We start from the raw sequence: 25,493 nt of genomic DNA, 5'->3' as shown, positions 1-25,493 counted from the left end.
TAATGAGTTCTCTCCGCCCTTTTTGCCTGACGTCATGGCTGGCCGTGCCCGCAGCAGCGGCGCTGTTATGGCTGACGCCCGCCTCGCATGCGCAGACGCCCGCGCAACCTGCCCCCGCACCCGCCCAGTCACCTGATCCCGCGCCCGCTGCGCCGTCCCAGACCACCGTCGCGGCGAGGTCGTCCGAGCCGCGCGGCGTCACCTCGCGCGCCATCGACAAGGTGAAGGAGGTCGCGAAGTCCGCCGCCGACATCTTCAGCCGCGTGCCTTGCCTGCCGCCGAAGGGCGGCTCCAAGGCGATGGGCTCGCTGCCGCATGTCGCGAGCAAGCTCGTCGCCGGACAGCCCGTCGTCATCGTCGCGTTCGGTTCGTCGTCGACCGCGGGCTTCGGCGCGAGCTCGCCGGAGTTCAACTACCCCAATCGCCTCGCCGCGCAGCTGCGGCGTCACTATCCGAGCGCCGACATCACGGTCGTCAATGCCGGCGTCGGCGGCGAGGATGCGCCCGAGATGATGAAGCGCCTGCAGACGCAGGTGATCGACGTGCATCCGGATCTCGTGATCTGGCAGGTCGGCACCAACGCCGTGCTGCGCAACCTCGATCCCGCCGATACGGCCAAGCTGGTCGAGGACGGCATCAGCCGCATTCAGGCCGCCGGCGGCACCGACATCGTGCTGGTCGACCCGCAATATTCGCCGGCCGTCAACCAGCGCAAGGAGAGCGCCGGCAAGATGATCAAGCTGCTCGGCAACGTCGCCGAGCTGCGCAAGGTCGGCATCTTCCCGCGCTTCGAGGTGATGCGCGACTGGCACGAGAACCAGTCGATCCCGGTCGAGAGCTTCGTCATCGCCGATGGCCTGCACATGAACGATTGGGGCTATGCCTGCTTCGCCCAGCTGCTCGGCGACGACATCATCCGCTCCGTCGGCCAGATCAAGCTCGGGGTGAACGTGCCGGCGGATGTGAGAACATATCGGCCGATGTGAGAGGTTATCGCCGTAGGGTGGGCAAAGGCGCGCAGCGCCGTGCCCACCATCTCGTCATTGTAGTCGAGAATGGTGGGCACGCTTCGCTTTGCCCACCCTACGAAGCTTTCCTCACGCCTTCTCCAGCGCCGCGGTGAGATCCTCGATCAGGTCATCGGCGTGCTCGAGCCCCGCCGAGAAGCGAATGAAACCCTCGCTGATGCCGAGCGCGGCGCGGTCTTCCGGCTTCAGGCGCTGATGCGTCGTGGTCGCCGGATGCGTGACGAGGCTCTTGGCGTCGCCGAGATTGTTCGAGATCTTGGCAAGCTTCAATTCGTTGAGCACGCGGAACGCCGCCGCCTTGCCGCCCTTCACCTCGAAGCCGACCAGCGTCGAGCCGCCGCGCATCTGCTTCTTCACCAGCGCCGCCTGCGGATGATCGGCGCGGCCGGGATAGACCAGCCGCGAGATCTTGGGATGGCTCGCCAGCACCTCGGCGATGCGCGCGGCCGTGTCGGTCTGCGCGCGCACGCGCACGCCGAGCGTCTCCAGGCCCTTGAGCAGGACCCAGGCATTGAACGGCGAGATCGACGGGCCGGTCTGGCGCATGAAATTGTGGATGTGCTCGGCGATGAAGGCTTCCGAGGACAGGATGATGCCGCCGAGACAGCGGCCCTGGCCGTCGATGTGCTTGGTCGCGGAGTAGACGACGACGTCGGCGCCGAGCGCGAGCGGGCTCTGCCAGATCGGCGTCGCAAACACGTTGTCGACGACGAGCCGCGCGCCGCCCTTGTGCGCGATCTCGGCGATCGAGGGAATGTCGAGCACATCGAGCGTCGGGTTGGTCGGGCTCTCCAGGAAGAACGTCTTGGTGTTGCGCTTCACCGCGCGCTGCCATTCATCGAGATTGGCACCGTCGACCAGCGTGGTCTCGATGCCATAGCGCGGCAGCAGGTCCTGGACGACGTAGAGGCACGAGCCGAACAGCGCGCGGGAGGCGACGACGTGATCGCCGGCCTTGAGCGGTGCCAGGATCGCGGTCGTCACCGCCGCCATGCCGGTTGCCGCCGAGCGCGCGGCCTCGGCGCCTTCGAGCTCGATCATGCGGCGCTCGAACATCGCAATGGTCGGGTTGGAATAGCGCGAATAGATGAAGCCGGGATCCTCGCCCTTGAACCGCGCCTCGCACTCCTCCGCGCTGGCGTAGACATAGCCTTGCGTCAGGAACAGCGCCTCCGACGTCTCGCCATATTGCGAGCGAAGGGTGCCGGAATGGACCAGGCGGGTTTCGGGGCGGTAAGTGGCAGACGACTTCGACATAGGACCCTCTCCGACATGACCGTCGAGGCGAAAACGGTCACAAAAAAACCGGCCTGGATATCTCCACGGGCCGGGATCACAGAGGTCCCCGGCCTGTTTAGCGACTTATTTAACGTGGCTGCAAGCCGGCCGGCTCAAATCACCACGGGATAAGTGATGCTCATATTCCGCAATGCCCTTTCCGTCAAGGCGTCCATCGGATAGCCGTAAAAGACTTGTATTTCCGGCATGTCCGGATGCGTTTGACCCTTGATGAGGACCCCCGGTTGACGTTCACGGTCGCCGCCGACGCCAATGGTATCCTGCCCGACCGCATGATCGCGGCGATGGCGGAAGAAGGTCTCATCCTGCCCGCCTACGACTTCGTCGAGAGCCAGATCCAGCCGGCGAGCCTCGATCTGCGTCTTGGCGACATCGCCTATCGCGTCCGTGCCAGCTTCCTCCCCGGGCCCGGCGCCACGGTGGCCGAGCGCATCGACGAGTTGAAGCTGCACGAGTTCAGCCTCGCCGACGGCGCGGTGCTCGAGACCAATTGCGTCTACATCGTGCCGCTGCTCGAAAGCCTCGCGCTGCCGCCGGAGATCGTCGCTGCCGCCAATCCGAAGAGCTCGACCGGCCGGCTCGACGTCTTCACCCGCGTGATCGCCGACGGCACCCGCCGCTTCGACATGATCGGCGCCGGTTATCACGGCCCGCTCTATGCCGAGATCAGTCCGAAGACGTTTCCGGTCTTGGTGCGCGAGGGCTCGCGCCTCAGCCAGGTGCGCTTTCGCACCGGCGATGCCATCCTCAATCCCGACGAGCTCGATGCGCTGCATGCTAGCGAGCGCCTCGTCGACATCGACGATGCGGACCTGTCCGGCGGCGTTGCCGTCTCGGTCGATCTGTCGGGCGAGAAGGCGAGCGGCTTCGTCGGCTACCGCGCCAAGCGCCACACCGGCGTCGTCGACGTCGACCGCCGCGCCGGCTACGCGGTGGAGGATTTCTGGGAGCCGATCTCGGCGCGCCCCGACGGCAGCCTGATCCTCGACCCCGGCGAGTTCTACATCCTCGCCTCCAAGGAAGCGGTGCAGGTGCCGCCCGACTACGCCGCGGAGATGGTGCCGTTCGATCCCCTGGTCGGCGAATTCCGCGTGCACTATGCCGGCTTCTTCGATCCCGGCTTCGGCTATGCCGGCGCTGGCGGGCAGGGCGCCCGCGCGGTGCTCGAAGTGCGCTCGCGCGAGGTGCCGTTTATCCTCGAGCACGGCCAGATCGTCGGCCGCCTCGTCTACGAGAAGATGCTGGCCCGCCCCGACGCCATGTACGGCCAGCGCATCGGTTCCAACTACCAGGCGCAAGGCCTCAAACTATCGAAGCATTTTCGGGTGTAGCTGCACACTCTACTGTCATGCCCCGGCTTGCCGACTTCGCTGAAGCTTCGCCGGCCGAGCACCCTCTGGCCCGGCGTAGCCTAGCGGAGCCGGGACCGGGGCATCCAGTACGCCGCGGCCTATCGCTCTATGACGGACGCCTCTGGGATACTGGATCGCCCGATCAAGTCGGGCGATGACACCGAATGTGTGTCACGATGCGCAAGACCAGCTACATGCGAGGTGGCGACATGACCGATCAGTTCCAACTCGATGCAAGCATCATCAACGACGCCGCGGACGCGCTGATCTATTCCGATCGCTCCGGCACGATCACGCGCTGGAATCGCGCATCGACCGCGCTGTTCGGCTTCTCCGCCGACGAAGCGCTCGGCCAGAATCTCGATCTGATCATTCCCGAACATCTGCGCGCCGCGCACTGGAAAGCCTTCGACGCCGCGCTCGCCAGCGGCACCATGAAGCTTGCGGGCAGGCCGACGCTGACCCGCGCGCTGCACAAGAGCGGGCGCAAGCTCTACATCGAGATGACCTTCGCGCTGGTGCGGGACAGAGATGGTGCCGTGCAGGGATCGGTGGCGATGGCGCGCGACGTCACGGAGCGCGTCGAGCGCGAACGGGCGGCCAAGGCGGCGCAAAATTCGTGATGCGGAATTGACGGAACGCCGTGCAGGGAGGCCTGCACGCGGGTCATGTTGCCTGTCACCGGCCGCGGTGACACACTCGATCAAAACCATGATCGGGGAGCGAACATGACGGCCGCACCAGACCTCGCGCAGGAAGCGCAATGGAAGCGCTGGCGCGCAGTCGCAGATCTCTACCACGCCTATTTCACCGGCCTCATCCTCACCGTCGTCACGCGCCGCGGCACGGCGGATGCCGCCGAGTTCGTCTTCCGCGTGTTCCGCCGCCAGCAGCAGGAGCGCTTCCTGCCGGGGCTCAAAAAGCTCGGGATCGACCATCTGCCGCCGGCGGTCGCGGCCGCGCAATACCACTATCTCTCCAACTGGATCGGCGGCGTGCATGTCGAATACATGTATGAGAGCGACAGCAAGGCCTGGATCCGCTATCCGCCGCCGCGCTGGATCTGGAAGGGCACCGCGATCTGCGGCGTGCCGGGCGAAGTCTCCCGCGCAATGCTGCGCGGCTGGCACGCCAACAACGGCGTTGCGCTCGGCGATCTCAGGCTCGGCTTCGTCTGCACCAAGCAGAGCGTCGACGGCCAGGACGGGCTCGAAGGCTATTATCATCTCTACGACCATCCGCTCGAGCTCGACCAGCGCCTGGTGTTCGCGCGGCACCTGGAAGCGCCGCTGTTCGATGCGAAGACGGCGCCGGCATTGCCGATCGCGAGCTGGCCAAGACCGCGGTTGGAAAAGGCCTATCGCAATTACGCGATGGAATATGTCCGCACCGCCGCGCCCGTGATGGTGCAACTGTTCGGCCCCGAGGATGCCGGCTATCTGCTGCACCTCACCGGCAAGCTGATCGGCATGCAATATTTCGACGAGGTTGCCACGGAGCTGGCGATGACCCGCGGCGGCGCGCGAGAGTTCGCATCCTTCCTGGGTGCGCTGCTCGCCACGCAGGATGATGCAGCCGAGATGACACGATCGGAAGGCACCTTTGAGATCCGGCAGCAAAGCTGGAAGCTGATGGACGACGTCGCCGACACTCACCGCGCCTGCGCCAAGGTGCTGGAAGGATTGTTCGAGGGTCTCGCTGCAGGCTGCGGCCGGCATATCGGCGTGCAGATGCGCACCGCTGCAGGCGGCCGTCCGCCATTGGTCTGGACGATTGAGTGAGCGACAGTGTCGCCGCGCTTCGCCTCTCCCCGCGTGCGGGGAGAGGCCGGAATTTGCGACAGCAAATTCCGGGTGAGGGGGAGTCTCCGCGAGTCCGGCTGTCACCGTTGTTGCGGAAGCGGCCCCTCACCCCAACCCTCTCAGCGCGAGCGAAGCTCGTCGCGGCCCCGTAAGAACGGGGAGAGGGAGAAGAACGAATTCCACCGCTTGAAATGCGCTGCCGCAGGGCACGCCTGCATCAGGCGCAGGCGGAATCGGGGCTCGCCGTGCTAACAAGCCTCAGCCGCGCCTTTCGCGCGAACGAAGTCATTTGGCACACCAAGTAATTTGCCGCGCCGCAAACGGCGGCTGCGCCCGGGAGAGGACATGTCCGACATCGCCGAAATCCCGGTCGATGAGCAAGAGCGCCCGCTGCCGCCGCCTCCACCGCCGATCAGAAGCGCGCTGACCGACGGGCCGATCCTGCGCACGCTGCTCTCGCTCGCCTGGCCGAACGTGATCGGCCTGTCGGCCGGCATCTGTGTCGTTATCGCCGAGACCTCCTATGTCGGCCGGCTCGGCGTCGAGGCGCTGGCGGCGATGGCGCTGGTGTTTCCGACGATCATTCTGACCATGACGATGTCCGGCGGCGCCATGGGCGGCGCGGTGGCGTCGGCCATCGCGCGTGCGCTCGGTGCCGGCAACCGCGAGCGCGCCGGTATCCTCGCCGTGCACGCGATGCTGATCGGCATCGGCTTCGGCCTCGTCTTCATGCTGGGCATGCTGGTCTTCGGGCCAAAACTGCTCGAGATGCTCGGCGGCCGCGGCGATGTGCTGACGCATGCGATCGCCTACACGCAGGTGTTCTTCGGCGGCGCCGTGCTGCCCTGGCTGCTCAACACCATGGCGGGGATCCTGCGCGGCACCGGCAACATGAAGCTGCCGTCGTTCCTGATCCTCAACTCCGCGGCCTGGCAGATCGTGCTCGGCGGCACGCTCGGCCTCGGGCTCGGGCCGGTGCCGCAGTTCGGCATGCGCGGCGTCGCCGCCGGCGCGCTGATCGCCTACACCATGAATATCGGCATCATGAGCTGGTACCTGTTCTCCGGCCGCGCGCGGATCACGTTGAAGCTGCGCGGCCTGCGCATCCAATGGGCGATGTTCTTCGACATCCTGAAGGTCGGCGCCATCGCCTGCTTCTCGCCGCTGCAATCAGTGCTGACGATCTCGATCTTCACCCACATGCTGGCGCAGTTCGGCACCGCGATCCTCGCCGGCTACGGCGTCGGCGCGCGGCTCGAATTCCTGCTGACCTCGATCGCGTTCTCGTTCGGCATTGCCTGCGTGCCGATGGTCGGGATGGCAATCGGCGCAGGCCGCATCGCGCGGGCCCGGCGCATCGCCTGGACCGCCAGTGTTGCCGCTTTCGTGGCGGTCGGCGCGCCGGCGTGTCTCGTTGCGATCTTTCCCGATCTCTGGGTCAACATGTTCACCGACAGCGCGGCCGTGCGCGCGGCGAGCCACCAATATCTCTCGACGGTCGGGCCGTTCTACGCTTTCTTCGGCCTTGCAACGACGATGTATTTCTCCTCGCAAGGCGCGGCCAAGGTGATCGGGCCGGTGCTGGCGCAGACGGCGCGGCTGATCTACATCGCAGGAATCGGCTGGTGGCTGTCGACGCACGGCGCCAGCGCGCAGAGCTTCTTCTGGCTCGCCGCGAGCTCGATGGTCGTGCTCGGCCTGCTGTCATGCTCCAGCGTGGTGCTGACCCGCTGGGGACCGCGCGAGGCGAAGCCCGCGATCACGCCGGCGCTTTCGATTGGTGACTAGCGGCGTTTGTGGCGGCGATGGCCGCCGCCGCCGGTATTGGCGAGCCGCATCAATTGCGGGATCATCGCCATCATGTCGCCGCCGCCCATGCCGCCGATCCCGACCGGCATCGTGCCGCCGCCCATCGGCGTGTAGCCATAGTTCGGTGCACCGAATCCGCCGCCGAAACTGCCGCCGCCCATCATGCCGCCGAGCCCGCCGCCGCCGTTCTCCATCATGCGGCTCATCATCGGGCCCATGGTCTGCATCAGCATGGCGAAGCGGCGCTTGCCCATCTTCGCCTTCATCATCTCCAGCATCGGCGCCATCTGCGTCATCATGTCCTCGCCGCCGGCACCGCCGCCGCCGAGGAATTGAGCCTTTGCCGGCACGCTCGAGATCGAAAACAGCAGCAGCACCGCGGCCGCCTGACAGATCACCTTGTCCGCACCTCTCATGGCATGCTCCTCGCGTGCGTGGCGCCGCCGGGAGAGCAGAGCCGACCGGACGCACGCGGGCATGGTTACGGCTGGTGAGGACGGGCTTCTGTGAGAAAACTCACAGTGAATGATCAGGCCGCCGCCGGCGGAAACGCCTTGTGCATGGCGGTCACCGCCTCCTTGGTTTGCCCCTGTACGTAAGGCGCGAGCTCGTTCGGCAGCATGTCGATGATCCAGACGAGACGGCAGCTCGTCTCGCCCTCGGCAATGACCTGCACCGAGGCGCTGTAATGCTTCAGCCGCTCGTTGTTGATGGCATAGACGAGGCGCCGCCGCGCATCGTCGCAATCGACCAGCACCTCGCGCGCGACGGAGCCGTTGGCGAAGGTGACGATGCGCGCATCGCCGTCGAGCGTGCACGCGGTGACGAAGCCCGGCACCAGCCGCCGATGCAGCGCACCGAAATCGCGCACCGCGTCCCAGACGTCATGTGCGGGGACGGGGAGGGAGATGTCGTTGTGGATGGAGGCCATGGTCTCTCCTATCAGGTGGAATTCGTAGGGTGGGCAAAGGCGCGCTCTTCGCGCGCCGTGCCCACCATTCATCGGCGTTGTCGCGAGGAGTTGGTGGGCACGCTACGCTTTGCCCACCCTACGAGATCTCGTTTGTAGCTAACGCTCACACGCAAACCGCCTCGACATTGTTGCCATCGGGGTCGATCAGGAACGCGGCATAATAAGTCGGGCTGTAATCCCTGCGCGGCCCGGCGCCGCCATTGTCGCGGCCGCCGCTTCGCAGGCCTTCGCTGTGAAACGCCTTGACCGCATCATGATCCCCGGCGCGGAAGGCGATGTGGACGCCGTCGGCCTTGCGGCCCTCGTGCAGGTGCAGCCACAGCGCCGGCTCGCCCTTCGGCCCGAAGCCGGCGTAGCCGTCGCCGCTCGAGCACAGGACAAAGCCGAGTGGCGCCAGCACCGCGGTGTAAAAGCGCGTGGCGGCGTCGAGGTCGGCAACGCGCAATCCGATGTGGTCGTACATGTTCGTCTCCATTGCGAAAAAGCGTGCCGCGAATGGCACGCGCCGGAGACGACCCTAGTCAGTTGAGGGCAAGCTGCTCTTGGAGAATCTTGCGCTCCCCCTTCGACGCCTGGCGGAACTTGGTCGGTGACATTCCGGCGGCGCGATGGAAGGTGCGGACGAAATTGGAGAGATCGCCGAAGCCGACGTCATAGGCGATGTCGGTGACGGCGATGTCCTCGTCGGCGAGTCTGCGCGCGGCGTGCCGCAGCCGCGAGCGCACCAGATATTGATGCGGCGTGACGCCGAGCACGGCCGAGAACAGCCGCAGGAAATGAAACGGGCTGAGGCCCGTCTGCCTGGCTGCCTGCTCGAGGTCGAGCTCGGCATGCGAGTTGTCGTCGATCCACAGCGCGGCCTCCACGGCGCGGCGGCGATCACGTGCGGTCGGGGTGGCCGGCTTGCGCGCCTTGCCCGAGACGGCGTCGACGAAACGGCCGGCCAGGATCTGGCCGATCTCATCGAGGCCGAGATCGCTGTTGCCATCTGCTGCCGTCTGGGCCAGCTCGCCCAGCACCATCAGCTCGGGCAGCGGCGGCGTTGCGCCGATCTGCCAGATCTCGCGCCGCCCCCCGAGGGCGTCGACCAGATCCGCGCTGAAGAAGAAGCCGAGGCAGACGTCGCCGGACACGTGCTCATGCGTGCAGGTGTATTCCTCGCCGGGGGCGCCGATCAGCATCGAGCCCGCCACCAGCTCGAAGAAGCCGGCGCGGCAATGACAGCCGAAGCTGCCGGAGCGGACATAGGCGATGGAATGGCCGGTGCGGCATTCCGCAAACGGCGTATCATCCGGTCCCGCATCGCAGCGAAACTCGGAAACACTTATCGAGGGCGTCGTCAGCAGCGTATTGGCGTGCATGCCGCCTTATCTAGGTGGAGGGTCTCGGCGGGGCAACGGGCAGCAGCACTTCGAACAATGTCTTGCTGGCGATGGGATGAGCGCCCTCCAGCGCCAGCAACCGCCGCTTGGAGATCACGCCGCCATAGGGCGAGAGCCGGTCGGTGTAATTGCCGGCCTCCAGCACCCGGTGGCAGGGCACGATCAGCATGAAGGGATTCTTCGCGATCGCCTGCGCCACCGAATAGGCTGCGCCGGAGGCGCCGAGCGCCCGGGCCACCTCGTGATAGGTGCGCGTCTCCCCCCGCGGGATGCTGCAGGCGTACTCGTAGACGCGCCGGTCGAAGCCGGGCACGTCGCCGGCATCCAGGCTGACCTCGGAAAAATCGGGATCGTGACCTTGCAGCAGGCCCTTGATGCCCTCGATCGCAAGCTCGGCGTTCTCGGATGGGCGCTGCTCCCGCGCCTCGGGATGGACCTGGAAAATCCGGCGGCGGGTGTCGATCTCCCGCGCCTCCGGCAATTGCACGGCGATCACGCCGGTGCCGCTCCAGATGATGCCGCAACGGCCGATGGCCGTGTCGAATATCGCGTAAGCCCGCCCCACCATGCACACGCCCCACTCAGTGCACGTTTCTCCCCGGAGCAGCGATCATAACACCGCCACAATCCGGCGCACCTGGAATCTTATCAGGACGTTAACAAGCGTCCGGCCGGTCGCGCCAAACCGCTTGGCGGCAGGCGCCGTCTCGGCTAATCAGGAGGGGCGCGGAGCGCACTCTCGCGGGCGTAGTTCAATGGTAGAACGGCAGCTTCCCAAGCTGCATACGAGGGTTCGATTCCCTTCGCCCGCTCCAATTCAATTAAGCTCGCGAAATTAGGCACTTCTGTGCGTTTCTAACGCCGCTTATCCTGCTGCGCCCAGCTGCCCTGTACAACGTCTGTACAAATCTGGACTGCAGCGGAAGATTAGGATGCGGGCGGGTACGGGCGCGGTCGCGTTAGCGGCAGGTGGCTGAAGATCTGATTGGGGAGCGCCCACAAAACACACGTGAGAATTCCTCCCTCTGCGCCACCTGACCGCGACGTGCGAAATCCCGAGTAAAACAAGGGGCGCCTAGGCCCCCGGATTCGATGGGGAGAACCGCGGTGGAGAACCGCCGATCGTTCAATCTGGCTCAATCTGCCACTATTGCGCACCTGGCGGAAGCCTAATCCTCTAAGCGGCGGGAAGTGCATCGCAATCCGCAACCAGCCTTCAATGGAGATTGGACTCGGCGTCCCCAACGACTCAGCTTAAAAATTGCACCCGGGACTTGTGCACTTATTGGGGGGTGGGTCTTGCCGTCACCTGTCTTTGGTCTAGCGGGAATGAAGCTTGAGGGTGGTTGGACTGTAGACAGTCCTTTTGGCTGGTCATTCGACGAAGCAGGGCTCCCGAGGAGACCTCCGGATGACAAAGGGTCAGGGGGAAACTTTTCAGTCGGTTATGTCGTCAAGCGCGGGGATCAGACCGCGTTCCTAAAAGCCATCGACTTGAGCGTTGCCCTTCGGGCCGCCTCAGGAGATATCCTGAATCGCCTGAAGCGGATCATCGACACAGCAACATTTGAACAGTCGCTTTGCGCTATGTGCGGCGAACGCCGGATGGATCGGGTGGTGCTGGCTCTGGCGGCCGGCGAACTCGTCGTCGGCCCAAACCTGCAGGACCGCGTTCCGTACATTATTTTTGAGCTGGCCGACGGCGACGTCCGTCGACAGATCCGGCTGGTGAACGAGCACGTTCGCGCTGAATGGATATTCAAAGCGCTACAGAACGCTGCGGTCGGGTTGAGGCAGTTGCATGGCGCCAAGGTTGCGCACCAGGACATGAAGCCATCCAACTTGTTGCATTTTTCTAAGCAGAGCGCATTTAAGGTCGGTGACGTCGGCCGTGCAATTCAAGAGGGCGTTGCGGTGCCTCATGCCGAATACGGAATAGCTGGCGATCCCGCCTACGCTCCTCCTGAGCTGCTCTACGGGCATTATCTTGCCGACTGGAATACTCGCCGCCTTGGTTGCGATCTCTACATGTTTGGCAGCCTTATCGCGTTCTTCTTTTTGGGGCAGGGCATCACTGCCATGCTGATGAATCGCATTGATCAGCCCCATCTTCCTCCCCGCCGTGGTGGGGGGTGGACCGGAACGTATGTTGAGGTTCTACCCATTGTTCAGCGAGCATTCTCGTCAGTTCTCGAGGAACTCCAGCTGGTGGTTCCAGCCAAGTTCAAAGATGAGGTCGTTGCAAGCGTCCGAGAGCTTTGCGAACCAGACCCAACGCTGCGCGGTCACCCGAAGAGTCGCAAACAAAACCAATTCGACTTGTCCCGCTACGCGACGAAGTTCGATCTCCTTTCGAAGCACGCTGCAATCGCGAGCAGAAGCGCTTGATACCGTCAGATGACGACATCAAGCGGCAGGTTATTCCGCGCTGGCGAACGATCCGCGCCACGACCGAGGCTGGAGAGCTCGGGTCTTCGGAACGGCAAACGCCGTCCGAAGCGCTAACTGCACTGTCGTCGCGTCTGGTGCAGGAGCTTCATCTTCGGGTCAGGGAGTGGCGCGAAGAGAAGGACCTTGCCGCGGCCGAGGAATTGCTCGCTGCAGCAATCGTTGCGGGCGATGACGAATTCAAGGCAGAAATTGCGGCTGCCTCCCAATTGGTTCTCGCAGATCCGGCATCTCTCCCTGGATCTATCGAGTTGGCGCGGTCTTTCGCTCAAGACGCTGCCGTTGCCGAAGAACCCCTCCCGACAGAAACCAAGAAAATGTACTCGGAGATCGCACGCCGTAAGCGGCTCCTGCGCGTATATCCAAGGGATCCGCTACTCTTCACCGAAACAGCTCTGCTATATACAAATTTGGGTCTGAATAATTCTGCAAAACAACTCCTCAGAGCGGCGGCCGCACTCGCGCCTAACAACCGATACGTCCTGCGATCGCTAACGAGGTTCTGGGTTCATCAAGCTGAGCCAGATCGCGCGCTCCACTTCTTATCGAGGTCCGCAGCAACAAAATATGATCCTTGGCTACTTGCAGCCCAAGTCGCGACCGAAGACGTAGCGCAGAAGAAGTCTATCAATTGGCGTGAAGCTAAGCGCGTGCTTGATGATGACAGATTTTCGGATTTCGAACTGACCGAACTCGCTGCGGCCCTCGCGACTCTCCAACTCCAGGCAGGCAGCCATAAGCTTGCGCGTAAGATGTTTCGGAAGAGCTTGGCTAAGCCGACCGAAAACTCAGTGGCGCAGGTTCAATGGGCGAGCCGACGGGACCCGACGATCAGCGTCTCTCATGATTTGACAGCAAATGCCTCAGAAGCGCTTGCTTGGGAGCAGCTGTCCGCCCATCAGTGGAACGAAGTGATCGGAGCAACAACGCGCTGGCAGGAGATAGAACCGTTCAGTGTCCGCCCCGCCGTGATGGGCTCATTCGTCGGTGTAGGACATCTCGGTGACGGACGCGTCGGCGAACAGTTTGCAAGGCGCGGCCTGGTAGCCAACAAGGGTTCGCAGGTTTTGCATAACAACCTCGCCGTTTCTCTCGCACTGCAGGGTCGCGTGCCCGAGGCGCGGGCAGAGCTCGAAAACGTAAAGCCAGCTCCAGGAACAAGCGAGGAGATCGTCAATCTCGCAACCCGTGGCTTGATCGAGATGCGTGCGGGAGATGTTGCAGGCGGCGCAGATCTCTATAGACGCTCGATTGAACTTGCTGTGACTTTGCGGAGTGCGGCGCTTTGGTGCAGAGCCTACGCCCATTTCGCTGTCGAAGTCGCGCGCTTCGACAAGAGTGCTCTTCCGGAGGTGACCACGGCAATTATGAAGGTGTACGATAAGCTGCCGGACCAGGCGAAGCTCATCCTAAACGATGTTCCTGCCATGCTGGAGCGCGCCGCGCGATTGCAAACGGTGGCCGATGTGCTGGCCTCTCTGGAGAATTTCAGAGAGCGTTTCATCCCCACATATCCATCTGATGGTGAGGCGCAGTAATGATCGACCGTACGTTTATCGGCATTAGCCTGCGTCAAAGATGCTGCGCGGAAATTCGGATTGAAGATCAGGTGGAGTAAGACACGCGCTCATTGGACCAAAGAGGGAGACCCTTTTGCTTGCGAGCCGGTTGTCCGCGAGGCAATATGCAAGCGAAATCAAGGGGGCATAGCTTGTTTTGAGGGGCCGGGCGTCGGCAGATTCAGGAAGAACGAGACGGCATGCCTGGCGACTCAGTTCAGGGGGCAGTTCCGGCTCATGACGACGTTCGGTCAAACTAATGGCGACAACTCTTCTCGCTCGACCAGTTCCAGTGATAGTATCTCCGGCATCGCCGAGTTGGTGCGAGAAGGCGTCCGCAAAGCCCGAGATAAGCTGATCGACCTCAGCATGCGCAATGCCATGCTGAACTTTCGTCATGCGGAGACATCGGCAAAGCACGTCCGCATCGTCGATGAGGATTTGGCGCTTCTGATCGGAGCCTTGGCCTCGGGCAAATCTCTCGATGTCATTCCGATTCCGCCGGTCGAGCAGGCCCCTCGGGACGAGGAGACGGACGAATTCCGAGCCGCCCTGAAGACGGCTAAGGAAACTGATCCAGACTGGCTGGCCGCTGAAGATGCGCGTCGTGCTGCGGGTAACCGCCGTCGCACGAAGGATAAGGTCGCTGAAAGGGCGCTACGCGATCGCGTGAGGGCTAAGCTCGGGATGCCGGAATGGCGGGTCGCTACCGATGTTCGAGCGAGAGCCCGGGAACTCGGGATAGATCCATCGTACGATCTGCCGCCGTCCAAACGCTCCACGCAAAGGCACCATGCAGACAACACTCTACAGACACTCTTTTTCCCGGATCGCCTGGAGCCGAAACTGGCCAGCATCCACAGTGCCGCGCGAGCACTCCAGGAGGATGCCGGCCTCAGCGCACTATACTTCGCGGTCGGGTTCCTCGAATGGTACGAGCAGGACGATTTGACCGATCCGGCGTACGCGCCCCTCGTTCTGTTGCCCGTCAACATGGAGAAGCGCATCGCGAGCGGCGAGTACGTCTACGCCATCGCGGGGCGGGACGACGACGAAGCGAGCAACGTCGCGCTTCGAGAGAAGCTGAAGCGCTTCGCCATAGATCTGCCCGAATACGATCCAGAGGCCGGGATTGAAGCCTATCTTTCCGGAGTAGCCGCCTGCCTCACCAACAAACCTCGATGGAAGGTTCGGCGCTTCGCGACCGTCGGCCTCTTTTCGTTCGCCAGGCAGGCGATGTGGAGCGATCTGGACTCAGCTCGATGGCCGGCCGACTCCCGTCCAGAGGCTCACGAATTGCTGGGGCAAGTCTACGGCGATGTCACTGGCGAGCACGGCGACAACGTCGCTGCGGTCTATGACGTCGACCATCCAGAGCTCGAGTCACAAGCCCCCGCATTGGTCATCGAGGCCGACGCCTCGCAGCTCAGCGCCGTGATCGACGCCACAAGCGGGAAGAATCTCGTCATCCAGGGCCCGCCGGGCACGGGCAAGTCGCAGGCGATCACCAACATCATCGCCAACGCTCTTTGGCACGGCAAGACGGTCCTGTTCGTCTCCGAAAAGATGGCCGCGCTGAAGGTGGTCAAGGATCGGCTCGATCATATGGGCCTCGGCCTCTATTGCCTTGAGGTGCACTCGGCAAAGGCTTCGAAGGCGTCGGTCCTGAAATCGATACGCGAGCGTATGGAAACGCCGCGTAGCGCCGCGAACGTCCAGGAGGTCGAGAGCGCCCGGGAAGCTCTTCGCCAGGCGCGACAGCGTCTGACAGAATATGCGAGTCTGATCAACAGCCCGGCCGGCACTACCGGCCTCAGCGTTCATCAGGTCCTTTGGGGTGACTTCACCAGGGCCGGTCAAGAGCCAGCCCCTCCAAGATCGACGACAGAGTTCCGCCTCCCCGAGCCATTAGGCATCGACCGTTTCAAGCTCGCCGAACTGATTGGACTCGGCAAAGCCTTGGACGATTGGGCGATGGCGATGGGGGCAGCCGCCGAACCGCAGCATCAGCCTTGGCGCGGCGTCGGCAACCTCAACCTGAACCGCTTCGACCGCGATAGGGCCGTTGAAGTCGTGGCGGGTTGGGGCGCCGCTCTGGGGCAGCTTCTGCGGCACGTCGAGATACTCGCCGGCGCGACGTCGTGGGACGGACTAGAGTCGCCGGCGGACGCCTCCGCGGCAGCGACGGTCGTTTCCGATCTACCCGTACCGGCAGTCGACGTCGAGGAGAAGTTGCTCACCCTTGCGTCCGGCGAATCGGCCCGAAAGTCGCTCGACGATTGGGTCGATCGCTGCGTCCGAGCCCACGATCTTGAGCTGCAGGTTGACGGAATCTGCTCCAAGCAGGCGCTCGAAACCAACGGAGAAGCCGTCGGGCCGCTGCTCGAGAGGGCGACGGCTCTCGAGGTAGCCAATCTGTCGGTCGATGCGATATCGACGAATCTCGAAGCGGCGAGACAGTCCGCAGCCAGACTTGGTTCCTTAGTCCGACTGATGGCGGACCTGCTCAGTGCGGCGAGCCGTGATCCGAATGCGCCATCCGACGTCAAGTCAGAGGCGATGGCCGCGGGCTACCTTCTCGTCATTCCTAAGATCCGGCAGGACAATCTTCGCTATCGCTCGCAGGCACTCACGGCGGAAGCGGCGATCGACGATCTGGGTGCCGCCCACGAGCTTGCTGGCGAGGTCAAATCCGCGGCGGCCGAAGCAAGCTTTTCGGAGCAGGCTACGACGAGGCTTGCTGACTCGATTCCATCCGTGGCCGAACTGCGTCGAGCCGCAGGAACGTTTCGTTCTACCGGATTCCTCGGCAAAATCTTCGGACGAGAATGGCGGGTTGCGCGCGCCGTCTGCCGCCAAACCTTTCCGGAGGAGCCCAAGCTTTCTCCGCTCGACGCCGCAAAACGGCTAATTGCCGCGGCTCAGTGGAAGGATCGGCTGCAGCGGTTGGAGGAATGCGCCGAAGCAAAAGCCGCTGCCGGTCGACACTGGAAAGGGGCGGAAACCGCGTTCGATCGCCTCATTGAAGTGTCGGAATGGATGCGGTCGATCCAAAAAGTGACGCCTTCCGGCGAGTCAGGTGCAACAGAATTGCGGCGACTGGCGTTCGAAGGCGGGCCCGACGAATTCGCGATGCTGGTCCGCTTCGCGGAAGCCGCCGCCAGCTTGAATCTCGTCGATGCATTCCAGATAGCGTTCGCTGCGCGATCCACGATCCATGCGGAAGCTGATCGCCACGGAGCTCGCGCGTCAGCCCTCGCTTTAATCGTTACGACCAGTCAGCAGTTTGGTATTCAGCCTAGCCAACCGGTGGCCTCTCTTTCGAAGGCCTTGCAGATACAAACGGAGGCCAAAGCCCTTCGGCAGCAAATGGCCGCAGATGTAATGGCGACGAACGCTTGCGCCTTGGTAGCTGCTGGATCTGAACTGGAGCGGGCTGGGCGTATTCGAGCGACGACTCGCTTCGCCGAACGTGTGCAGTCGATGCAACTCCCGCCTTCCGTCGCACGCTATCTCCTACAAGAAGGCTTCGGCGACCGATCGTCCAGCCTGAGGGGCACCGCAGAGGATCTAAAGGCCGCGGTCGCCGACGTCGACCGAGCTGCCGGGGAGGCGGATCAACTCCTCAAGCTTCGACCCGAGGAATGGTGCGGCGGCCCCTGGAGAACCGCGCCGATCCGGACGCTATTGCAGAAGTGCGAACGAGCGTCTCAGGCTCCCGATGCTCTCGAAAAGCAGATCGCATTGCTGTCGACGGAGCTGGAAGCCGCAAGCCTTGGTTTGAGTGATCTTATCCGTTGCTGGCCGACGGAAGGGCTACGCTACTCTGGCGTCGCCCTCGCCATCGAAGCTGCATTCTATCGCTCGGCTGCGGAGAAGCTCATGAGGGAGCATCCTGTCTTGACGCGGCATGCCGGGAACACCCACGAACAGGTGCGCAAGCGGTTCCAGGACTTAGATCGCGAGATACTTCAACTGAATCGCAAGATGGTCGCGGCCCAGCTTCGCGCTCGGTCGATTCCTCCCGGTCGCCGCGCGGGCTCGACGCGCGACTACACCGACAATGAGATGTTGACGCACCAAACCGGTCTTCAGCAGCCGCGGATCGCACTGCGGCGACTGTTCTCAAATGCAGGAAACGCTATTCGTGCGTACACGCCCTGCGTGATGATGAGTCCCATGTCTGTAGCGCAGTACCTCGAACCTGGCCGACACAGCTTCGATCTACTCGTGATTGACGAGGCTTCACAGATGCGCCCCGAGGACGCGCTGGGCGCGATGCTGCGTTGCCGGCAGGCCGTCATCGTGGGGGATCCCGAACAATTGCCGCCGACGGACTTCTTCAGCGCGTCGGATGACCCGGGCGACGAAGAGGTCGAAGATGCTCCCGAAGAATCGATCCTAGAGCTCGGTCGTCGCTGCTGGCACCCGATGCGGATGCTGGAAGTTCACTACCGCTCGCGGCACCAAAGCCTGATCGCATATTCGAACCGCGAGTTTTATGGTGAGCGACTTCTGGTCTACCCCAGCCCGGTGCTCGATGATCCGGACTACGGAGTGTCGTGCCGAAAGATAGACGGCGACTACGAGATCGGCCAGGGAAGAAATCCCAAGGAAGCCCAAGCGATCGTGGAGGAAGCGGCGGAGCTGATGCGAACACGGGCCGATCGTTCGATCGGCATCGTCGCGATGAACCAAGCGCAGCGGGATCTCATCGAGACCTTGATGGACGAGCGGGCTACTTCGGATCCCGACGTCCAGGCATACCGAGAGAAGTGGGCCGACAGCCTGGAAGACTTTTTCGTCAAGAACCTAGAGAACGTGCAAGGCGACGAACGCGACGTCATATTGATTTCGACGGTCTACGGACCCACGGCCGAGGGCGTTTTTCGGCAGAACTTCGGCCCTTTGAACCGTGCGTATGGTCATCGGAGACTCAACGTGCTGTTCACTCGAGCGAAGCGCAAACTCACGGTATTCACTTCGCTGGACCCCGGTCGCATCGTGGCCGACGGAAATCGCCGCGGAGTTCGAGTTCTGAAGGAGTTCCTCGAATATGCGGATCGCGGCACTTTTACGCCGGGGCGCGGCACCGGAGAGGAGCCCGGAAGTGATTTCGAGCGATGGTTCCTGTCGCGCCTGAAGTCCGCGAGCTATGAAGCTCATCCTCAGGTCGGCGTCGCGGGGTATAGGATCGACATCGGCGTCGTGCACCCCGATAAACCGGGTAGCTACATCATGGGTGTCGAGTGCGATGGAGCAACCTACCATTCCTCGAAGTCGGCGCGGGACCGCGACCGCTTACGACAGGATGTTCTAGAAGGCCTCAACTGGCGGATTTATCGGGTCTGGTCGACCGATTGGTATCGCGATCCCGAAAGAGAATTCGACAGGCTGGTACAACAAATTGAGCGGGTCCGAGCTTCGGACTCGGGCCGACCCCTCAGTTCTTCTATAGGATCTTGAATCCTTGTACTGAACCCGGTCGGAAATCCATCTTCCCTCGTTTTCTAATCCAGGATTCCACGTCGCCTTTCGGGATTTACTGCCGGCGATTGCCTGTCGGTACCACACCAATCAGGTACGCCTGTAGAAATCCATAGTTCCTACGCTCTCCACTCACCTACGATCCTGGAGCCGAGATCCAATCGACGTAACCTGACGTCATGTAGACAATGGCACCTCGTTGTGCGCCGAGCACGTGCAGGTACTGACCTAACTGCCCCCTATACGCCGCCCTGTCAGCGTCGCTCGGCGCGACGTCGCTCTTCCAATCGAACACGATCCTGCCCCCGTCGTCGTCCTGCGCGACCGCGTCGGCCCGCCCACCGATCAACCGTTCTGCACTCGCCGGAGCCGATCCGAAAATCGGCACTTCCGCGGTGAGCGTTCGCCGGAACGGCTTGATTTCCGAAAGGCGGATCGTCCGCAGGGCCGTGTCCGCGAGTTCCTCCGTGTCGACTGGATTGCTGAGAGAGGCTTGCGCGACCAACTGCTCCACGAGTTGCTTGGCCCTCAACGCGATCAAATTGCGGGTCTCATCCAGTTCGCCGGTCACAAGCTCTTCCATCAGCTTGTGGAGCAGGACGCCACGCATCCGGCCTCCCTCGATCGAAGTCGAAGGTTGAAGCGGCTCGTCTTCGACGGAGGCGTTCAATATCTGGATCGGGATTACATCCGGATCGCCATCGCTCGGCCTAATCCATCGAATGGTCGTGGAAGCCTGTTCCAGCCTCGATTGCTCGGCGGCAAAGACCTCGGCTGTCTGCTTGTTTTCCGTCGAACTCGGGGGGACAATCTTCGCCAGCGGTAGGTGACCGAGTTTCAGTTCGGGTACATCGCCCAACTTCAAATCCAGCAGCTTGGCCCAGGACGCATCATTGCTCCAGCTGAACTCCGGAACGATGAGCATCTCCATTGCGCGGGTGCAGGCTACGTACAGCAACCGCAGGTTCTCGTTCTGCTTTTCGACGTTCTCGGCCCGGAGGGCGTCTTCCAGTGTCGGTGGGACCACTTGGCCGAGCGCCCAGTGCAGACTTTCGTCCTTGCGCCGATAGACGAAGGTTTCGGCGCGGCGCGGCATGGAAGCCCGGTTGATCGGGATGACGACCGGCCATTCGAGACCCTTCGACGAATGCACGGTGACGATTTCGATCGAGTGGCCATCAGCCTCTACCATGCCTTCCGGATGGCCCGACCCATTGGACCATTCGTCATCGATGTCCGCGGCGAATTGTGCCAAACCGCGCACGCCGTAGCTGCGCGCGCGCTCGAGGAGTCCATCGATGTTCGCGAGGGAGCGCACGGCTTGATCGACGCTGCGTGCGGCCACGATCGCGCGCGCACGAAGGCGTTCGACGGCTTCCATAAGAAGGAGTGCAGGTGCCGTCCTGTACACGCGGCGTCGCAGGTCCTGCAAGATCGTCAGCACCTCGCGTGCCAGCTCGTTCTGTACGAGAGCGGGATCGGTACGCAACGAAAGCCTCGGAGGGTGATCCTCGCGATCCTGCGACGGCAGACTGTGGGTGATGTCCAACAACTCATGCTCAGTAAGGCCGACCAGAGGCCCGCGAAGCAGCGCGCCCAGAGCCAAGGTATCGCGCGGATCGGCCAACGAGCGCACCAGAGCGACGAAATCCTGGGCTTCCTGTCTTCTGAACAGGTTCTTGCCCGCTTGGGACGCGAACGGCAGGCCCGCTTCTTCGAGCGCCCTCTCGTAGCGCCACAGATCCGTCGAAACCGGCGCCAGCAGCGCTATGTCCCCCGGCGCCAGCCTGCGGCTCTCCCCGTTGTTCAGCTTCAGCTCGACATTCCCGATCAGACGCGCGCAGACCTCGGCGACAACCGAGGCTTCTTCGTCTCTCGAACTGTCGACTCGCGTCTCGGGCGGAAGCTGGATGGATACCTTCGCAACGCACGGAAAACCATGCTGGGCCTCGCCACGCGTGCTTCGCAGGGCCACATAGCCTGCTTCCTGCGCGGAAAGTCTCTCCTCGAAACAGCGGTTGACGTGCTGCAGGATCTGACCGCGGGACCGGAAGTTCGATGTGACCTGCAATATGCTGTCCGAAAATTGCTCCTCGATGGCCCGGCGAACGGTAAGATAGGTCGCAAGATCGGCGCCCCGGAAACGGTATATGCCTTGTTTGGGGTCGCCGACGAGGAAAAGCTGGCCCGGATTCAGTCGCCGCGTGTACCAAGGATCGGTACCCTCTCCGGAACCACATAGCAGAAACAAAATCTCTGCTTGCAGCGGGTCCGTGTCCTGAAATTCGTCCACCAGTATGCGGGCAAACTGTTCACCGGCGGCCTTGCGGACCCGCGGGTTGGCGCGAAGGACGTCGCGGCAAGTAAACAGAAGATCGTCGAAATCGAGCACGGCCGCCCGCTTCTTGAACGCCTCATAGTCCGCGAGGATGCCGTCCAGTTCAGCCGAGAAAGTGCAAATGAGGGCTGTCGCAATCCGCCCCATCAACGCGCCATAGGCAGCGCGACAGCGGGCATAGTGCTCTTCGGCCTGATCCGCGAGGCGATCGCCCGCCTCCCTGCCCATGGCTTTTCGCCACATCGAGCGACGCCGATAGTCGCGCAGCTCGAACGAGTCCTTGCGCATGATCGGCAGCGGAGCCGGGTGCGCCAGGGCCCACAGCTCCTCGAAGCCTGGTAGCGGGTCGAAGCGCCGCTCAAAGTGCGAAGCCAGCGCCTCGAGCGCCGCCACCTCCGGATCGGCCTCGCGGGGCGCGCCGACGTGGTCGCACCACCGCCTGAACTCGCGAACGCTCTCGCTGAAGTCGATGTCGGCGTTCCCGTCGAGATCCGGCCGCAGGGGGCGTGCCGCGCGATAGCGTCTACGGAAGTTCGCGAAATTCCGCAGAAGCGCCTCGGCGCCCCTCGGATCCCTGCGCGCCACGGAGGCGATCGGATCATCGTTCTGGCAAGGCCCATCGAGCCGGTTGCGCCACCATTGATCGAAGATGGCGTCAAAGGCGAAGTCGGCCTGGTCGCCATCAAGGATTTCCGCGCCCGGGTCGATTCCTGCGTCGATCGAATACGTCGCCAGAAGGTCGTGACAGAATCCGTGGATGGTCGAGCAAACCAGCTCATCGAAATTTGCCGCCGCCACGCGCAGAGCCGTCCTTTGCGCCGCGCTTGGTCCGTTCGGCAGGCAAACCCTAAGCTCCTCCGGGACTCGCCCGTCGATCAAGGACTCCAGATATTGCGCAATGCGCTGGCATAGTTCTCCGGCTGCAAGCTCTGTAAACGTGATCGCCGCGATCGACCGCGGCTCGACACCGCAGGCCAGAAGCATGACGACGCGCCCTGCCAGCAGAGACGTCTTGCCCGTACCGGCGGCGGCCTCGACGATCTGCGTCGAATCGATCTCCGTCAGCGCCCTGAATCGCTCGCGACTGTCGGCGATCTGCGTCATGACGCGCTCCAAAACCGGGATATTCCGGCGCCGACCTTGCCGAAAGCGATGCGTTTGCGTCGCTCGTATCCGGGCGAGGCCGGTAGCGCCAAGCGGAGGTCGTTCGAACGATCGAACGCGAGGCGTCCGGGGACGGCAGTGCCTTGCCTGAGCAGGGTAATAGCTTCGTTCATGAACGCCCCGATCAGATCGATCGCGCCGTCGAGATCATGGAGCTTCAGGGCAAGCGGTTCGCCCCCCAGGTAGAGCAGCCGCGCGACGATCTGCGGTTCGCCTTCCAGCAATTGGCGGCAGGCGAGGCCGTAGAGCGCTCGCTGCAATTCGGATCCTCCGCCGATGACGATCCGCCCCGCGTTCTTGGGCGGCGAACCAGTCTTGTAGTCCGTAACCCGTGCCGCGGCGAGATCGCGCCGCAGGTCCAAGCGATCGATCGTGCCCCGCAACTTTATGGACGTGTTCGGGACGATGACGGATCTCGTCGGATCCCAAGGCAATTGACGCGTTGCGACGAATCCGTCGGGCTGTCCAAACGGCACCTCGGTCCAGCTACGCGTCGCTGCTTCGTTAATATCCTTGCGCAACAGAGCTACCAGCGCCAAGGAAGCGGCAAGATCGACGGTGTTGGCCCAGAGCATTGTTGGAGGGACAGGCCTTTGGAGTGGCCAGGTCTCGCGGACAAACCGGACGGCAGCCGCGAGCGCCTCTTCGGTCTCGCCTTCGGATGCCTTCGCATAGCCCGGGTCCGGTTCAAGCGTGTCCACGGCTCGCCGCAACAGCTCGTGAACCAGCTTGCCAAAATCCAGAGCGGAGATCGAAAGCGGCTGCTCCCGAACTTCGGGGGCGTCCCAGCCTAGTCCGTACCGCCAGACAAAGCCCAACGGGTCCTGCAGCAGCCGGCGAAGCGAAGTCGCCGATTGAACGCGTTCGATGGCCGCCACGACGAGAGGATGATCCGTGCCGAATTGCCCGTCGTGGGGTGTCAGAGGTTCGACGTGCCAGTTGCGCCAGCACGACTCCGCTGCGCGGATCCTGTCCACCCCCGCCGCATCGGCTGGCCGCGCCATCAATCGGTCCGCCTCGCTGAACGCGTGTTCCGGGATGCGGGCGTGCGACAGGGAGGTCTCCGGCCGACCTTGCAGAAGTGGGCTTCGGCCCACTCGGCTGCCTTGGCTGCTGCGACGGCTGCGAGACAATACAGCGCTGCCCGTCGCGGCTCGGAGTATCACATTGAAAGCCCTGCGGTCCGCCCGACCGACGGGATCGGCATCGAACTCGTCCGTCGGAAGAACGTGTCCGGGCAGGACCGGATCCTCGCCGGTGTTTCTCGGCCAGCTTCTGTTGGTGAGACCTAACAGCCGTACATGCGCTCTGGGTGCGGCCGCCAGGTCACGCGCGGGACACCAGACGATCGAATCGGCAGCATCGGTGTCCGACGTAAGCCGGATGTTGCGAAGCGAAAGTTCGAGCGCATCCGGTGGCGCCGAGCGGGTCGCAGCTTCCCAGATCTGAAGGGATCGCCCGCGCAGAAACATCTCGGCCGCAGGGCCGGAAGCCGCCGGGCCTCCCGCCAGCGTCTCGAGAACGGGCAGGACCTCTCGTGCCGAATCGAGCGAACTGTCCTTTAGGATCGCGTCGGCAACTGCGCGCTGCCAATCCTGCACGGTGGACAGGGCCGCGCCTCGCGGAAGTGCCGCGAGCCACCCCTCAGGCAGTCGATCCAGTCCTAGCCCTTGGCCTCGCGTCAGCGACACGAGCCGACGGACGCGCTTCTGGCTCAAGCCGCGCATCAGCAGATCGGCGAGCGCGGCGCAGCGCTGGCCGTCGGCGGTGGCAAGCGCCGGAACGCCGTGCGCAAAGTGCACCCGCAGACCCGCCTCGGCCGCCAGCGCAATGAAGTGATCGTCCCAAGGAGCGGTACTGGTCGACGCAATCGCGATTTCGGAGGGTTTCGCGGCTCCCGATGTGATCAGACGCCGTGCCCAGCGCAGGCTTTCGACCACCTCATGGCGAGGATCTGCGCAGGAGACCACGATCGGCTCCGCCGAGCGCGTGGGCGCCGCGATGGGGATGACGTTTCCGGAAAACCAGTCGGTTTCGGCATCACGAGGAGCGAACCAATCGATCTCGACGACCATCGCGAGGGCTTCGATCAGGGGGCGCCAGAGCGGTTGAACGAAGGAAAGCCCCTGCAGATGGACGGCTCCGACGAGCTTCGGCGCGTACTGGATCCGTTGGAGCGCAGCGTCGCGCAGGTCGCGGGTGGTCAGCACCGCGTTCGGCATCAGCCGTCTGACCCGTTCCTCGACCAGCATCAGTTCGCGGAGCCGGGTACTATCGGCTCTGCGACGAAGGTCGAGATCGGCTTCCCAGAGCTTGCGTAACGCGCGGGCGACCGCCCTAGCCGTTCCGGGGAGCCGCCGAACGGGCTCGAGTTCGACGAAGCCGCCTTCGTCGAGCGCGTGCCGGACGGCCGGGTCCAACACCTCCTTCGTCGCGGGAATGGTGAAACCGCCGGCGAGTCTCGCCGCAAGCTGGGGCAGGCTCAGAATCTGGAGCCCGCATTCGTTCGCGCGCGCGGCATCGGCGCGGCGCATCTGGGGCGCGATCGAGCCCTCCACCACGACGGTTCGCAACTCGATTCCGCTCGTTCCGGTCACGGCGCCATCCTCCACCAGCAACGAGATTCAAGGATTCGAGGCCAAAGGCAAGCTTTCGAGGCATTGAGAGGCGCGGATCCGCCGGGCGACCAGACCGCTCCCGAGGGGTCGAACTCCTCCGCCGCTACCCGGAGCAGATTTGCGCCCGGGCCGCCGCCACGCGTCGATCCCGGGCTCATCCCTTTCGTCGAGGCCAATCGAATCCTTGATTTCGACACCGCCCGGTAGCCGGCACCGTCGAGACGTGGCAGATAG

General features: G+C 63.4%; 16 protein-coding genes, 1 tRNA gene and 1 riboswitch. Of the genes, 9 read left to right on the top strand and 8 right to left on the bottom strand.

Annotation, left to right across the window (positions count from 1 at the left end; all coding sequences use genetic code 11):
• The first annotated feature begins 2 nt into the window (after nucleotides 1-2).
• Nucleotides 3-986 carry an SGNH/GDSL hydrolase family protein gene (locus AB7M16_RS16830; protein ID WP_172786114.1) on the top strand — a complete coding sequence of 328 codons (984 nt, stop codon included), beginning with the start codon at nucleotides 3-5 and terminating at the stop codon, nucleotides 984-986.
• 111 nt (nucleotides 987-1,097) lie between these two features.
• On the opposite strand, the gene AB7M16_RS16825 is transcribed toward AB7M16_RS16830, so the two are convergent.
• Entirely contained in the window at nucleotides 1,098-2,285 is a 1,188-nt protein-coding gene (locus AB7M16_RS16825; protein WP_212256070.1) for an O-succinylhomoserine sulfhydrylase, read from the bottom strand.
• 76 nt (nucleotides 2,286-2,361) lie between these two features.
• Nucleotides 2,362-2,441, bottom strand: a riboswitch (SAM riboswitch).
• A gap of 80 nt (nucleotides 2,442-2,521) precedes the next feature.
• Between AB7M16_RS16825 and AB7M16_RS16820 the strand changes: the two genes are divergently transcribed.
• The 4 genes from AB7M16_RS16820 (at nucleotide 2,522) to AB7M16_RS16805 (ending at nucleotide 7,269) form a co-directional block, all read left to right on the top strand.
• Nucleotides 2,522-3,658, top strand: a complete 1,137-nt coding sequence (locus AB7M16_RS16820) for a 2'-deoxycytidine 5'-triphosphate deaminase (protein WP_453944569.1) — start codon at nucleotides 2,522-2,524, stop codon at nucleotides 3,656-3,658.
• Nucleotides 3,659-3,888: 230 nt separating this feature from the next.
• On the top strand, nucleotides 3,889-4,302 hold the full coding sequence (locus tag AB7M16_RS16815) for a PAS domain-containing protein (RefSeq protein ID WP_212256071.1): 414 nt from the start codon (nucleotides 3,889-3,891) through the stop codon (nucleotides 4,300-4,302).
• A 105-nt stretch (nucleotides 4,303-4,407) separates the two neighbouring features.
• Nucleotides 4,408-5,460, top strand: a complete 1,053-nt coding sequence (locus tag AB7M16_RS16810) for a hypothetical protein (RefSeq protein WP_453944568.1) — start codon at nucleotides 4,408-4,410, stop codon at nucleotides 5,458-5,460.
• Between the two features lie 366 nt (nucleotides 5,461-5,826).
• Entirely contained in the window at nucleotides 5,827-7,269 is a 1,443-nt protein-coding gene (locus AB7M16_RS16805) for an MATE family efflux transporter (RefSeq protein ID WP_453944567.1), read from the top strand.
• Here AB7M16_RS16805 and AB7M16_RS16800 read toward each other — a convergent pair.
• From AB7M16_RS16800 to AB7M16_RS16780, 5 genes are all read right to left on the bottom strand, one after another.
• The gene (locus AB7M16_RS16800) at nucleotides 7,266-7,706 is read right to left on the bottom strand and encodes a hypothetical protein (RefSeq protein ID WP_453944566.1); all 441 of its coding nucleotides are present in this window, start codon (nucleotides 7,704-7,706) and stop codon (nucleotides 7,266-7,268) included. The two genes, AB7M16_RS16805 and AB7M16_RS16800, sit on opposite strands and share 4 nt — an antisense overlap.
• A gap of 113 nt (nucleotides 7,707-7,819) precedes the next feature.
• Nucleotides 7,820-8,221 (bottom strand): SRPBCC family protein, encoded by a 402-nt coding sequence (locus AB7M16_RS16795; protein ID WP_453944565.1) that lies wholly within the window; start codon nucleotides 8,219-8,221, stop codon nucleotides 7,820-7,822.
• A gap of 145 nt (nucleotides 8,222-8,366) precedes the next feature.
• The gene (locus tag AB7M16_RS16790) at nucleotides 8,367-8,726 is read right to left on the bottom strand and encodes a VOC family protein (RefSeq protein WP_453944564.1); all 360 of its coding nucleotides are present in this window, start codon (nucleotides 8,724-8,726) and stop codon (nucleotides 8,367-8,369) included.
• Nucleotides 8,727-8,784: 58 nt separating this feature from the next.
• The gene (locus AB7M16_RS16785; protein WP_453944563.1) at nucleotides 8,785-9,624 is read right to left on the bottom strand and encodes a helix-turn-helix domain-containing protein; all 840 of its coding nucleotides are present in this window, start codon (nucleotides 9,622-9,624) and stop codon (nucleotides 8,785-8,787) included.
• Nucleotides 9,625-9,634: 10 nt separating this feature from the next.
• The gene (locus tag AB7M16_RS16780; protein ID WP_453944562.1) at nucleotides 9,635-10,213 is read right to left on the bottom strand and encodes a methylated-DNA--[protein]-cysteine S-methyltransferase; all 579 of its coding nucleotides are present in this window, start codon (nucleotides 10,211-10,213) and stop codon (nucleotides 9,635-9,637) included.
• A gap of 173 nt (nucleotides 10,214-10,386) precedes the next feature.
• Here AB7M16_RS16780 and AB7M16_RS16775 point away from each other — a divergent pair.
• The 4 genes from AB7M16_RS16775 to AB7M16_RS16760 all read left to right on the top strand — a co-directional run bounded on the left by AB7M16_RS16775 (nucleotide 10,387) and on the right by AB7M16_RS16760 (nucleotide 19,118).
• Nucleotides 10,387-10,460 (top strand) — tRNA-Gly (locus AB7M16_RS16775).
• Between the two features lie 514 nt (nucleotides 10,461-10,974).
• Nucleotides 10,975-12,033, top strand: coding sequence for a protein kinase domain-containing protein (locus tag AB7M16_RS16770; RefSeq protein ID WP_453944561.1), 1,059 nt, complete (start codon nucleotides 10,975-10,977; stop codon nucleotides 12,031-12,033).
• A complete protein-coding gene (locus AB7M16_RS16765) occupies nucleotides 12,030-13,631 on the top strand; it encodes a hypothetical protein (RefSeq protein WP_453944560.1) in 1,602 nt (533 codons plus the stop codon). Before AB7M16_RS16770 ends, AB7M16_RS16765 begins: the two co-directional genes overlap by 4 nt.
• Nucleotides 13,632-13,889: 258 nt before the next feature.
• A complete protein-coding gene (locus tag AB7M16_RS16760) occupies nucleotides 13,890-19,118 on the top strand; it encodes a DUF4011 domain-containing protein (protein WP_453944559.1) in 5,229 nt (1,742 codons plus the stop codon).
• A gap of 157 nt (nucleotides 19,119-19,275) precedes the next feature.
• Here AB7M16_RS16760 and AB7M16_RS16755 read toward each other — a convergent pair whose 3' ends face one another.
• Complete coding sequence (locus AB7M16_RS16755; RefSeq protein WP_453944558.1) at nucleotides 19,276-22,581, bottom strand: UvrD-helicase domain-containing protein; 3,306 nt, start codon at nucleotides 22,579-22,581, stop codon at nucleotides 19,276-19,278.
• On the bottom strand, nucleotides 22,578-25,238 hold the full coding sequence (locus AB7M16_RS16750) for a PD-(D/E)XK nuclease family protein (protein WP_453944557.1): 2,661 nt from the start codon (nucleotides 25,236-25,238) through the stop codon (nucleotides 22,578-22,580). The genes AB7M16_RS16755 and AB7M16_RS16750 overlap by 4 nt, the downstream gene beginning before the upstream one ends.
• Between the last annotated feature and the right edge of the window lie 255 nt (nucleotides 25,239-25,493).

The organism is Bradyrhizobium sp. USDA 372 (assembly GCF_053629095.1).
Note: the sequence above shows the minus strand (reverse complement) of the source record. Positions and strands in the feature narration are given on the sequence as shown.